The following is a 12,600-nucleotide window of genomic DNA, read 5'->3' as shown; positions in this document are numbered from 1 at the left end:
GGACGTGTCACCTCCTACGTGGGCGTGCCGGCGGCGATGTCCGGCGCGGGAACGAACTTGTCGGTCATGACCTCCGGCTGTTCCTCGATGTCCGGAGCCGAGGAGCAGCCGGCGTGGAAGCCGGTGACCCGGCCGATCCGCGCGCCTTCTCCGACAAGCCTGATCCGCACCTCGGATACGGTGACGGGCTCGAAGGCGTGGACACGACGGACGCCGACGGTGTGGCCGGAGGCCATCAGCGTGCCGTCGGCACGGATCTCGTGGTCCGTGACGCGCTGGCCCGAGACCAGGTCCTCCCGCAGTTCGAGATGGTCGATGAGGACAGGCCGGGGGAAGCGGGCGACGATGTCCTCGCCTTCGGTGGTCAGGCGGGCAGGCACCGGGTGGGCGAAGCGGCGGGCCACCTCGCCGGTGAACTCCAGCAGGCGGACTCGGTCGGCGTCGTCGATCAGGCCGCGCCGGTCCGGCGGCACGTTGAGCAGCAGCCCGGCTCCGAGGCCGACCGAGCGGTACCAGATGGCGAGAAGGTGGTCACGGCTCTTGAGGGTATGACGGTCGTCCGGCTGCCAGAACCAGTTGCGGCGGATGGGTACGTCGCACTCGGGCGGAAGGTAGCACGCCCGGTCGAGGGCCCTGGCGGCGTCGTCGTAGACGGAGACGCCGGTGGCCTGGACGACGTACGCGCAGGGATCGGCGGCGAGACCGTCCTCGTTCCCGACCCAACGGATCGTCGGGCGCCCCATGTTGAAGACCATGGCCTGCGGCTGGTGGGTGTCGATGACGGCCATGACGGCGTCCCAGTCGTACGTACGGCCCTCGGAGCCCGCGCCGTCGAACCAGAGCTCGTGAAGGGGTCCGTAGCGGGTGCACAGCTCGGTCAACTGGCTTAGGTAGAATGCGTCGTACGCCGGCGGATCGTCGTAGCACGGGGCGTTGCGGTCCCAGGGGGAGAGGTAGAGCCCGAACTTGACTCCGGCGGCGCGGCAGGCCGCGGCCACCTCGCCGACCACGTCGCCCTGGCCGTCACGCCAGGGCGAGGAGGCCACCGAGTAGTCGGTCGTCGTGGTGGGCCACAGGCAGAATCCGTCGTGGTGCTTGGCCGTGAGGACGACGTACGCCGCCCCGGCGGCGACCGCCGTCTCCACCCACTGTCCGGCGTCGAACGCACTCGGTGCGAACGTCGCCGGATCGAGGGTGCCGTCGCTCCACTCCCGGCCGTTGAACGTGTTGACACCGAAGTGGAAGAAGAGGCCGAATCCAGCCTCCTGCCACTCCAGTTGGCCCTGTGTGGGGGCAAGAGGCATCGGGTCGTCCTTCAGGGCGCGGCGGGTTGGCCACCCGCCGGGTCGGGCGGGCCGGACCGGTGCGTCGGATCCAGCGAGGATAGAAAGCGCTTTCCCCTCTGCGTCTGACGCTACCGCCTCCGGCTCGACCGGTCCAGAGCGCCCGTGCGGAATTCGGCAGCCACGGACACGGCGTCCGGCTCAGCAGGTGACGGTGCCCCTGCGGATCGCGTGACCGCCGGTGTTGCTGTCGTCGGCCCAGTACACGGGCTTGGTTCCGCCGACGCACTCGTCGGCCCCGGCGAGCGCGAAGCCCTCGTTGTTCAGGTTGGACATGCCGCTCGGCCGGTTGTGGACCGCGGCGAGGGTGAAGGTGCCGCCGGCGCCGATCTTCATGGTCCTGTGCGCGCCGGAGCAGGTGTCGTCGCAGACCAGCCACAGTCGTGCGGCCTGCGCCTCCCACTGGAGCTCCATCACGCCGGACATGCCGCTGCCGATCGTGGCGATCCGGGTGGCGGAGCCGCCGTCCCCGAGCACGTAGCCGTGGACCGTGCCGGTGCCCTCGACCCCGAGGAAGAAGACGCCGCCGGTGTGCGCGCCGTACCGGCTCGGGTCATAGGCCGCGCCGGTCGACTCGTCCTGGAAGCCCGCCGCGGCGAGCGTGGCGTCGGGGATCCAGGTGATCGCCTCGAAGCCGAGGTTGGAGCCCACGGCCGGCAGATCGGTGGTGAGGTTCCACTCCCTCGTGGCGGTCAGGCTGCTGCCGGTGCCCGTGGCGACGTCGTAGCGGAGGACGGACAGGCGGCTGGTGCCGGACGCGTCGCCGTTGCGCTCGCTCGCGACGTACGCGCCGCCCGTGGCCCCCGCGCCGGTCAGGGTGACGGCCTCGCTGTCCGCCGTGCCGGTGCCCCCGGGGAACCGCAGGGTCTTGCCGGAGGTCCAGCCGTTCGTTGTGTCGGGCCGCCAGCCGCCGGAGCCGTCGCGGACCATCCGCCACAGCCTGCCGGAGTTCTGGGCGCCCCACAGCACGGAGCCCTCCTGGTAGAGGCCGCTGAGGTCCGAACCGAATACGTCGGAGCCGTCGGCCGTCGCCACGGAGGTGCCACCGGGCCAGGCCTCCGCGCTCGTACCTCCGCCGGATCCGCAGTTGTTCGGCGCCCCGAGAGTCAGGGCAGCCGTCCGGCCGAAGGCACCGGTGCCGTCGGGACACCGTGACCAGGACGGGGCGGAGCGGCTGGTCCAGCTGAAGCTGTCGACGAGAGCGCTGCCGCCGGGAAGGTAGAGACGGGCCTTGTCGCCGGAGCCGAGGCCGAAGGCCGCGGAGACGTCGAACGCGCGGGCCGCTCCCGGGGCGAGAGTCGTCCCGGACGGCACGGTGAACCTCGAACTGTTGTTGTCGTCCTTGAGGATCCAGCCCGAGAGGTCCACGGCCGCCGTGCCCTTGTTGAAGAGCTCGATCGAGTCGTTGACGCTGCCGGTCGTCACGACCTCGTTGATGCGGATGTCGTCCGCCGGGGCCGCGTGCGCCGCGGGCGCGAGCAGCGTCGCGGCGGCCGCAAGGGTGGAGCCGGCGACGGTGAGGCGGAGAGAGGCGCGGCGGAAGGGGGCGAGGCGACGACGCCCGCGAGGAGCGCGTACTTCGAGCACGGTGTCCGTCCAGGGAGAAGCGAAGGATTGGGGCTGGGCGAGACGAGGGTCCCGGCGAATGCCGAACGCCGTTCGGCATTCGCCCGGTTGCCATGTGAACGCACGCCGAACGGCAGACCGACCGGTCCGTCCGCCCGCTCACCGGCGCCCGGGCCGGAACGGCTTCGCTGCCTGCGGCACCCGACAGATCCTCGTGGGGGAGCGAGGTCTCAGAGGCCGGCGCCCTCGCGCGGCCGCCCGCCTGACCGCGGGGGCCTGACAGGCCGCAGCGGGCGCTCGGGGCGTCGAACCGGGCGACCGGGAAGGGCGGCGCACGGGAGTGAAGGGGTCAGAACGAGATCACCCTGAAGGTGCGACGCGCCACGTGACTCGGATGCCACACGTTCGTTGACGCCTCGTACGTCCGGAATGTGACAGTCTGTTGCTTCATTTGCCTGATATGGCGCTGGAACGTCCCTCAGGGGGTGCGGGTGAACGCGGTGACACGGTGCCGGACGACGAGGGCCGCGGCGGGAGTCTCGGCCTTGGTGCTCCTGCTGCTCACGGGGTGCGACGTGCCGGGGGTCTACCGGCCCGCCCGCCCCGTGAGCGGCGGTCCCTTCACCTTCTACGTGAGTCCGGACGGCGACGACCGGAACGACGGCATGTCGCCGGAGAAGCCATGGAAGACCCTGGACCACGCGAACACCGCGAACTTCCGGCCCGGTGACAGGCTCCGGCTCAAGGGCGGCGAACGGTTCCGCGGCGCCGTCACCCTCGAAGAGGGGGAGGCGGGTAGCGCGGCGCGTCCGGTCGTGATCGACTCGTACGGAACGGGTCGCGCCACGATCGCTCCCCGCGGAACCTCCGGCATCACCGTGCACGACACCGCGGGCGTGGAGATCAGGAACATCGCGCTGGTCGGCGACCGCAAGGCGCTGCGCGACGGGGTCGGGATCTCCTTCCGTGCCACCCGTCCCGGGAAGCGGCCGCTCGCCCACGTCAGGATCGCGAACGTGGAGGCGCGGGGCTTCCAGAACGGGATCAGCGTCGGCGCGGAGGGCGACGCCGTCACGGGCTACAGCGACGTACGCATCAGCGGTGTCAGCGTGCACCACAATCTGGAGGCCGGACTCGCCTTCTACGGCCCGGAGTTCGATGCGGGCAGTCCGGTCTACGCGCACTCCGGGCTGCGTATCGAGCGGGTCACGGCGTCCTCCAACACCGGCGACCCGCGCAGTGACAGGCGCAACACCGGCAGCGGCATCGCCCTCGGCAGCGTGCGGGACGCGCAGGTGCGGCTCTCGGTGGCCCACGACAACGGCGCGCGCTCCGCGGCGGACGCCGAAGAGGGGCCCGAAGGCATCTGGGTGTACGACTCCACCGGAGTGGTACTGGAGAACAACCGCTCCTACCGAAACCGGACCGGATCCCGGGTGGACGGCGGCGGATTCGGCCTCGACAACAACGTGTCCCACTCCGTCGTGCAGTACAACCTCGCCTACGGCAACGACGGGCCGGGGTTCCTCGTCTACTCCGGACAGGCGACCGGCGCCCACCGGGACAACGTCGTCCGTTTCAACATGAGCTGGGACGACGCGCGGAAGCTCCCGGAGTACGGTGGCATCGTCGCCTACGGCTCCCGGTTGAGGAACCTGGCCATCCACAACAACACGGTCGTGATGCGGACGGGGGATCTTGCCTCCGCGGAGGCGGCGGGAATCCGGCCCCCGGCTCTGCGGCTGCGCGACGGCATGCGCGGTGTGAAGGTCCACGACAACATCCTCGCCACCGACGGGGGCCCCCTGATCGACACCGAGTCCTCGTACCGCCCGAGCACGCACCAGTTCCGGGGCAACGTCTACCACAGCACGGGCCCCTGGTCGCTGAGCTGGGGGAGCCGGCGCTTCACCGACCTCGCCGACTGGCGAACCGCCTCCGGCCAGGAGCTCCTCGACGGTGAGCCGACCGGCACCGGGGACGACCCGTGCCTGCGCGCTCTGGCCGTACCCGTCACCGACCCGGTCGGGGCCGAGAACCTGGTGCCGCGCTGTGAGGACGAGGTGTCCGTGAGCATGGGCCCGCAGGACTCGGGCGTCGACGCGGGCCTCGTCGACTACTTCGGCAACCGGCTCCCGGACGCTCTGCGCCCCGGCGCCGCGCAGTAGCGCACCGCCCACCCGGCCGAGGCGTGGGCGTCGCGGCGACCGCGGCGCGGACGCCCCCGTCGATCGCCCGGCGAGCGCGGCGCGGACGGCCCCGTCGATCGCCCGGCGAGCGCGGCGCGGACGGCCCCGTCGATCGCCCGGAGACCGGCGACGACGGCGCCGTCGACGCCTCCGGAGCCGGCGCAGGCTCCCCTCGATCCTCCCGGCGCATGCCCACGCGTCGTCGCCCGCCCGAGGTGCCGTGACGCCGCCCCGCCCGCCCGGTCCATGACCGGGCGGGCGGGGCGGCGTCGGCGTGCTGGGGGTCGGTACCTCTAGGCCCTGCCGGTCGGCAGCGCCGGGGGCAGGAGGTCGGGGTGGTTCGCCTCGACGGCCGGCGAGGCGATCGTGGTCCGAAGCGGCTTCCCCGCCCGGGCGGCCGGCGGCCGGTCCGCCGGCGCGGGACGGCCGAGCGCCTTGACGGTCCAGCCGGCGGCCCGCCACTCGTCGTGCGGCAGCGCGTTGCGCGCGTCGACGAGGACCGGCCTGCGGACCACCTGGGCCAGCTTCACCGGATCCAGCGCGCGGTACTGCTCCCACTCGGTGAGGTGCAGTACGAGCTCCGCCCCTTGGCATGCCGTCAGAAGGTCCGCCTCGCAGCGCAGTTCCGGGTGGACGCGGCGCGCGTTCACGGTGCCCTCCGGGTCGTGCACCCGGATGTCGGCGCCCTGCCGGTGCAGCGCCGCCGCCACCGCCAGCGCCGGCGAGTCACGCACGTCGTCGCTGTTCGGCTTGAAGGTGGCGCCCAGGACGGTCACGCGGCGGTCGGTCAGGTCGCCCCCGGCGAGCTGGCGGGCGAGTTCGACGGTCCGCTTCCGCTGCCGTTCGTTGATCTCGTCGACCTGGTCCAGGAAGGCCACCGCGGGGCCGACGCCGAGCTCCTGGGCGCGGGCGGTGAACGCCCGGATGTCCTTGGGCAGGCAGCCGCCGCCGAAGCCGAGTCCGGCGTTGAGGAACCGCCGGCCGATCCGGGTGTCGTGGCCGATGGCGTCGGCGAGGGTGACCACGTCCGCGCCTGCCGCGTCGCAGACCTCGGCCATCGCGTTGATGAAGGAGATCTTCGTGGCGAGGAAGGAGTTGGCCGCGACCTTCACGAGCTCGGCCGTGCTCGGGTCGGTGCCGATGTACGGGACGCCCGCGTCCAGAATCGGAGCGTACAGCCGGCGCAGAGTCTCGTCCGCCTCCCGGCCGACCGTGCCGACGACGATCCGGTCCGGTCGCAGGGTGTCCTCGACGGCGAAGCCCTCGCGCAGGAACTCCGGGTTCCACGCCAGGTCGACCCGTACGCCCGTCGGGACGAGTTCCTCGATACGTGCGGCCAGGCGCGAGGTGGTGCCCACCGGCACCGTCGACTTGCCGACCACCAGACACGGGGCCGGCAGGTGCGGCACGAGCCCGTCGACGACGGCGTCGACGTACCGCAGGTCGGCCGCGTGGGAGCCGGCCTGCTGCGGAGTGCCCACGCAGATGAAGTGGACCTCGCCGTGCGCCGCCGCCTCGCGGAGGCTGGTGCCGAAGCGCAGTCGTCCGGAGTCGAGGGCGCGGGTGAGGACTTCGTCGAAGCCGGGTTCGTAGAAGGGGGGCCGGCCCTCGCCGAGGGCCGCGATCTTCTCGGCGTCGACGTCGACGCCGAGGACGTCGTGCCCGATGTCGGCCATGCACGCGGCGTGCACAGCTCCGAGGTATCCAGTTCCGATGACGGTCAACCGCATGCGGTGTTCTCCTGTCTGAACGCGGGTGGGGTACGGCGCCAGGGGTCAGGGCGCGTAGCCGTTCGGGTTCTGCTGCTGGAAGGTCCACGCGTCACGGCACATGGCGGCCAGATCGCGCCGGGCGGTCCAGTTCCAGGCCGAGGCGACCTTCGTGGGGTCGGCGACGAGTTCGGCGACGTCGCCCGGGCGGCGTTCGGTGACGCGGTGCGGGATCGGCCGCCCCGACACCTCCTCGAAGGTGCGCACGAGCTCCAGGACGGACGCACCGCGCCCGGTCCCCAGGTTGAAGACCCGCATGCCCGGCTCGTCGTCGATGTGGTCCAGGGCGGTGCGGTGCCCCTCGGCGACGTCGACCACGTGGACGTAGTCGCGGATCCCGGTGCCGTCCGGTGTGGGGAAGTCGTCGCCGAAGACGCTGAGTTCGGCGCGGCGGCCCACGGCGATCTGGGTGAGGAACGGCATGATGTTGTTCGGCACGCCGCTCGGGTCCTCGCCGAGGAGTCCGGTCGGATGGGCGCCGGCCGGGTTGAAGTACCGCAGGGCCAGGACCCGGAGCTCGGGCACATGCCGGCAGACGTCCGCGAGGATCTGCTCGCAGGTCCACTTCGTGGCGGCGTACGGGTTGGTCGGGGCCGCCGGCGACTCCTCGGTCAGCGGGACGGTGGTGACGTCGCCGTAGACGGAGCAGGACGACGAGAACACCAAGCGGTGCACGCCGTGCTCGTGCATGGCCGAGACCAGGGCCGTCGTGCCGCCGACGTTGATGTCGTAGTACGCGAGCGGGATCCGCACCGACTCGCCGACGGCCTTCTTCGCGGCGAAGTGGATCACCGCCTCGATGGGGTGGCTCGTGAACACGGTGTCGAGAGCCCGCCGGTCGCGTACGTCCGCGACGTGGGCCGCCGCGATGGGGCGGCCCGCGATCTTCGCGACCCGTTCGAGGACCTCGGGCGAGCTGTTGGAGTGGTCGTCGAGCACGACGACCTCGTGGCCGGCGCGCAGGAGCTCGACACAGGTGTGGCTGCCGATGAAGCCGGCGCCTCCGGTGACCAGGACGGTCTGGGGCACGGGAACCTCGTTTCTCGATCGGTCGCAGAGGGCGTCACCAGGCGTAGAAGCCGGTGAGATAGGTGGGGAAGACCACGGCCGCGAGCCCCAGCGGGAACAGCGACATCAGGCCCCCGAGGAGCGGCAGCGCGGCCGTGCGCAGCGCCCGGAGGGCGGGGACGCCGGTGGCTCGCGCAGTCTCCCTGACGTGCAGCGTGCCGATCGCCAGCGTCACCGCGGCGTACGAGGCGGAGCCGAGGAGGCAGAGGAAGACGTAACCGACGGCGGGGCCGGTGAACTGGCCGACGAGGGCCGAGCCCGACAGGAAGACCGTGATGATCAGATACGGGGCGACGGCGCGCAGGGGGAGTGGCTCCAGGCCGTCGCGCTTCTTCGGGGTGACCTTGAAGGTGATCTGGCGGGGCCGCAGCTTCTGGGTCACCGCGGCCAGCACGCCCCAGGCCACGAACGGCCACCGGGAGAGCCCGAAGAGCCAGATCTCCCAGCTGAAGATGGGCGCGTCCTTGGGGCGCGTCAGGCCCCGGCGGCGGCAGAGCAGCGTCAGCAGGATCAGCCAGACGGACATGCTCCAGAAGTGGGTCAGGAAGGCGAAGTAGTTGACGTCGATCCACGGAGCGCCGGTGATCGCGGCGATCGGCGGCAGGAGGACGCCCATGATCGTGGCGCCGGCGAGCAGCGGGTAGTACATCAGGGCCGCGGCGAAGCGCACGCGGAGCTTCAGAGGCATCCGGCCCAGGTGGCGCGGCAGCATGCCCAGAAGCATCACGGCCAGGCTGCGGGACCACTGGAATTCCTGGGTGACCATCGCGCCGAAGGTGAGGGGGCCTTCGCCGTGCGCGTCCGCGTCGATGGCGAACGCGCCCTGCCAGCCGGCCGAGGTCAGCAGGAACGACGTGGAGAAGTCCTCGGCGAGCTCGGGGCCCACGCCGCCGATGTCCCGCAGCGCCTTGGTGCGGACTGCGTAGTGAGAGCCGATGCAGACCGGGGCGAGGCCTGCCGAGTGGCCCAACTGCACGGGTCCGTGGAACATGGCCTCGCGGTGCAGCCGTCCGCGGGCGGCCCAGGACTCGTCGGCGTTGGAGTCGCAGACGCTGGGGGCCGCGGTGTAGCCGACGGCCGGGTCGGCGAAGGGGCGGACGACCTCGGAAAGGTAGGTGGGCCCGGGGACGTGGTCGCAGTCGAGCTGGGCGACCACGTCGTACAGCTCGTAACCCCAGTGGTCGTAGAAGAAGGCGAGGTTGCCCTCCTTGCAGCGCGTGCGCCGGGGCCAGTCGGCCCGGTGGTAGTCGGCGCGGCCACGCCGGCAGGAGACGTTCACGTCATGGGTGCGGCACCAATGGAGGATCTCCTCGCTGGGGTCCTCGTCGCAGAGCCAGACGTCGTAGCGGTGCGGGAAGTCCTGGGCGACCATGGCCTCCAGGGTGCGGCGGGCGACGTCCCAGCCCTCGGACGGGGCCCGGGTGACCACGAACGCGGTGCGGAGCGGGGGCACCTGGACGGTCGGGTCGAAGCGTCGAATCCGCAGCAGCGCGACGAGGAAATGCACCGGGAGATAGGTCAGGTACAGCAGGAGGGCGCTGTTGATGATCAGGCCCGTCCAACCGATGCGGTGGGAGGGTTCGAGCCACCAGACCCAGAACCAGACCAGGCAGGCGATCCAGCCGAGGGACAGCAGCGCGACCAGGAAGCGGTCGGGGCGCGAGAACGCCCGGACGAAGCTGGACGGGCGAGGGACGAGCCCGCGCGCCGGGAGCGCGAGGACAGGGCCGTCCGGGCCGATGGAGGCGACCGCGCCGTTCGACAGGGCGTGGATCTCCGCCCCCAGCGTCTCCCACTCCGCCGGTGAGCCGGGAGCCGGTGAGGGGAGCGGGGGTTCCAGGGCGGTGCCGGTCCCGTGGGCGGGACCTTGCTCCAAGGACGTCATGGCAGCAGGTTCTCCAGGCGGTGCGACGGGGTGGGAGCACGGGGGAGCCCGGGGGAGCAGGATCGACGGACTCAGGGCCGCGGCGGGACCGGCGGAAGGCCCGCCGCGGCGCGTGGATCAGCCACCCGCGACAGGGGCCCCGGGGGCGGAGGACGCGACGCCGGTGGGAGTGCCGGCCGGACCGGGGATCGTCTGCGGTGTGAGGGGCGCCGGCGTCGCCGCGGCCAGTGGCACCGTCTCGTCCTGGCCGCCGCGGATCGACGCGGCCGAGGCGGCGAGGCGGTCCATGTGGGAGGCGAAGTACGCGACCGTGCGACGCAGGCCCTCGGTGATGTCGATCTCCGGCTCCCAGCCCAGTACCTCGCGGGCGCGGGTGATGACCGGGCGGCGACGGACCGGGTCGTCGACCGGCAGCGGGTGGTGCTTCACCTCGGATGCCGAGCCGGTCATCTCCAGCACGATGTCCGCGAGTTCGGAGACGGTGCGCTCGACAGGGTTCCCGAGGTTGAAGGGTCCGAGTTCGGAGGAGTCGAGCAGCGCGACCAGGCCGCGGACCAGGTCGTCGACGTAGCAGAAGCTGCGGGTCTGGCCGCCGTCGCCGTAGATGGTGAGCGGCTCGCCCGTCAGGGCCTGGGTGATGAAGCTGGACACCACACGACCGTCGTGGGGGCGCATGCGGGGCCCGTAGGTGTTGAAGATCCGGGCGATGCCGACGTCCACTCCGTGCGTGCGGCGGTACGCGGCGGAGACCGCCTCGGCGTATCGTTTCGCCTCGTCGTAGACGCTGCGCGGGCCGATCGAGTTGACGTTGCCCCAGTACGTCTCCTCCTGCGGGTGGACCATCGGATCGCCGTAGATCTCGCTCGTCGACGCGAGGATGAAGCGCGCGCCGTGACGCATGGCCAGGCGAAGGGCGTTCTCGGTGCCGCGGCTCCCGACCGCGAGCGTCTCCAGAGGGTGGCGCAGATAGTCGGGAGGGGAGGCCGGGGAGGCCAGGTGGGCGACGGCGTCGATGTGGCCGGCGACCTTCACGGACACGCTCACGTCGGCGTGCTGGAACTCGAAGGCCGGGTGGGCCACGAGATGGGCGATGTTTTCCGGGTCGCCCGTCGAGAAATTGTCGAGGCACACCACGGAGTCGCCGCGCCGTAGAAGCGCCTCGCAGAGGTGTGAGCCAAGGAAACCACCGCCACCGGTCACGGCAACGCGCATGTGTTCTCCAGGAATGAGAAGCGGAACAACCTCTAGATCCGCTCGCGCTTACAATCGAATGCCAGAATGGCCTGACTGTTCGGAAAGCCGAGCCATCCCGGAAGATGTAGAACGAGAGTATGGGCATACGTAGTCATTTTTGCGGAGTGACTCGTGAGCTGGGCTGATCGGCGGGTCGGTCGCCGGGGAGTATGCGCCTCCACCGACTAGTTCGCGCTTATGCCGTATGTCGAACGGCGCAATAGGACGGTGTCACCCGCACGTGTCTGCATCGGCGTCCGAGGCCACCCTCGGAGACAACTCAATGGCACGCCACGTCGATGATCCCCACCGCTCCGGATGCTTTCCGGGGATGGAGTCCGCGAGAGGCAATCATGTGTGCCCCGAAAGCGGGTGAATCCAAGAGGCGGAGCCGTGGCCGGGCCCTGGCGCCGGGGATTCAGGTGGAAACGGCGTGAGCGGAGGCACACCGCCGCGGAAGATCTTCGCTCCGTGCTCGCCCGTCGTCCTGGTCAGGGAGAGGTTCGATCGGAGGGATCGCCCTCCTGCGGCGGAGGGCCGGAAGCCGAGGGGCCGGTGGCCTGGGAAGGGTGGTGGCCGGGGCCGACGGTCAGACCGGCCAGGGGCGTGGGGGAGAGGTCGGCAGAGTCCTCACCGGCTTCGAGGAGGGTGGCGGCGGCCCCTGCGATCAAGGGGTCCGGGCGGCCGACCGCCGCCTCGTCCTTGTTGGCGTAGCCGATCCGCCACAACAGGCTGCGCATCGCCTCCAGGCGTGCACGTCGCTTGTCGTTGCTCTTCACCACGGTCCAGGGGGCATGGGCGGTGTCGGTGGCACGGAACATGTCCACCTTGGCGGTGGTGTAGGCGTCCCACAGGTCCAGCGAAGCCAGGTCGGTGGGTGAGAGTTTCCACTGGCGCACGGGATCGACCTGGCGGATGGCGAAACGGGTGCGCTGTTCGGCCCGGGAGACGGAGAACCAGAACTTGACCAGCAGGATGCCGTCCTCGATGAGCATCGCCTCGAAGGCCGGACACTGGTTGAGGAAGAGCTTGTACTGGTCGTCGGTGCAGAAGCCCATGACCTTCTCCACACCCGCGCGGTTGTACCAGGAGCGGTCGAAGAAGACGATCTCCCCAGGGCCGGGCAGGTGGGCGACGTAGCGCTGGAAGTACCACTGGCCCGTCTCCCGCTCACTCGGCTTGTCGAGGGCGACGATGCGGGCGCCGCGGGGGTTGAGGCGTTCGGTGAAGCGCTGGATCGTGCCGCCCTTGCCTGCGGCGTCACGGCCTTCGCAGATCACGACGAGCCGTGCTCCGGTGTCCTTGGCCCAGCGCTGGAGTTTCAGCAGCTCGATCTGGAGGATCCGCTTGGCCCGCTCGTACTCGGCGCGCCGGATCTTGCGCTCATAGGGGTAGTTCTCCCGCCAGGTGCGGATGGGCTTTCCGGCCCCGTCCAGCAGCACTGGCTGCTCGGGCCGGCTCGCGTCCACGCTCAAGCCCTCGAGCAACGCCTCCTGCGGTTCTGGCCCGCGCCGTCCCTCCATACTCACGCAGGTCGTATACCCCGT

General features: G+C 71.1%; 8 protein-coding genes. 1 reads left to right on the top strand and 7 read right to left on the bottom strand.

Annotated features, from left to right (window positions below):
* Positions 1 to 14 precede the first annotated feature (14 nt).
* Together ACF1G2_RS34005 and ACF1G2_RS34000 are read right to left on the bottom strand one after the other, a co-directional pair.
* Entirely contained in the window at positions 15 to 1,304 is a 1,290-nt protein-coding gene (locus ACF1G2_RS34005) for an alpha-L-fucosidase (RefSeq protein WP_391802016.1), read from the bottom strand.
* Positions 1,305 to 1,484: 180 nt separating this feature from the next.
* The gene (locus ACF1G2_RS34000; RefSeq protein WP_391802015.1) at positions 1,485 to 2,930 is read right to left on the bottom strand and encodes a lamin tail domain-containing protein; all 1,446 of its coding nucleotides are present in this window, start codon (positions 2,928 to 2,930) and stop codon (positions 1,485 to 1,487) included.
* A gap of 470 nt (positions 2,931 to 3,400) precedes the next feature.
* Here ACF1G2_RS34000 and ACF1G2_RS33995 point away from each other — a divergent pair, with 470 nt between their 5' ends.
* A complete protein-coding gene (locus ACF1G2_RS33995) occupies positions 3,401 to 5,077 on the top strand; it encodes a right-handed parallel beta-helix repeat-containing protein (RefSeq protein ID WP_391802014.1) in 1,677 nt (558 codons plus the stop codon).
* A 314-nt stretch (positions 5,078 to 5,391) separates the two neighbouring features.
* Here the strand turns inward: ACF1G2_RS33995 and ACF1G2_RS33990 are convergent, their stop codons facing one another.
* The 5 genes from ACF1G2_RS33990 to ppk2 all read right to left on the bottom strand — a co-directional run bounded on the left by ACF1G2_RS33990 (position 5,392) and on the right by ppk2 (position 12,576).
* Positions 5,392 to 6,828: a UDP-glucose dehydrogenase family protein gene (locus ACF1G2_RS33990; protein ID WP_391802013.1), complete on the bottom strand. Its 1,437-nt coding sequence runs from the start codon at positions 6,826 to 6,828 to the stop codon at positions 5,392 to 5,394.
* Positions 6,829 to 6,873: 45 nt separating this feature from the next.
* Positions 6,874 to 7,896: a UDP-glucose 4-epimerase GalE gene (gene galE / locus ACF1G2_RS33985; RefSeq protein ID WP_391802012.1), complete on the bottom strand. Its 1,023-nt coding sequence runs from the start codon at positions 7,894 to 7,896 to the stop codon at positions 6,874 to 6,876.
* Between the two features lie 34 nt (positions 7,897 to 7,930).
* Entirely contained in the window at positions 7,931 to 9,820 is a 1,890-nt protein-coding gene (locus ACF1G2_RS33980; protein WP_391802011.1) for a glycosyltransferase family 2 protein, read from the bottom strand.
* Between the two features lie 117 nt (positions 9,821 to 9,937).
* Entirely contained in the window at positions 9,938 to 11,032 is a 1,095-nt protein-coding gene (locus tag ACF1G2_RS33975) for a UDP-glucuronic acid decarboxylase family protein (RefSeq protein ID WP_391802010.1), read from the bottom strand.
* Positions 11,033 to 11,544: 512 nt separating this feature from the next.
* Positions 11,545 to 12,576, bottom strand: a complete 1,032-nt coding sequence (gene ppk2, locus ACF1G2_RS33970) for a polyphosphate kinase 2 (protein ID WP_391802036.1) — start codon at positions 12,574 to 12,576, stop codon at positions 11,545 to 11,547.
* Positions 12,577 to 12,600 lie beyond the last annotated feature (24 nt).

Origin of the sequence: Streptomyces sp. NPDC013457 (assembly GCF_043089925.1) — a bacterium.
In the GTDB taxonomy this organism is placed as follows: domain Bacteria; phylum Actinomycetota; class Actinomycetes; order Streptomycetales; family Streptomycetaceae; genus Streptomyces.
Note: the sequence above shows the minus strand (reverse complement) of the source record. Positions and strands in the feature narration are given on the sequence as shown.

Bases quoted from the DNA above. Each gene is read 5' to 3' on its own strand.
- ACF1G2_RS34005 (WP_391802016.1), bottom strand. From the start codon at position 1,304: ATGCCTCTTGCCCCCACACAGGGCCAACTGGAGTGGCAGGAGGCTGGA.
- ACF1G2_RS33990 (WP_391802013.1), bottom strand. From the start codon at position 6,828: ATGCGGTTGACCGTCATCGGAACTGGATACCTCGGAGCTGTGCACGCC.
- ACF1G2_RS33980 (WP_391802011.1), bottom strand. From the start codon at position 9,820: ATGACGTCCTTGGAGCAAGGTCCCGCCCACGGGACCGGCACCGCCCTG.
- ACF1G2_RS33975 (WP_391802010.1), bottom strand. From the start codon at position 11,032: ATGCGCGTTGCCGTGACCGGTGGCGGTGGTTTCCTTGGCTCACACCTC.
- ppk2 (WP_391802036.1), bottom strand. From the start codon at position 12,576: ATGGAGGGACGGCGCGGGCCAGAACCGCAGGAGGCGTTGCTCGAGGGC.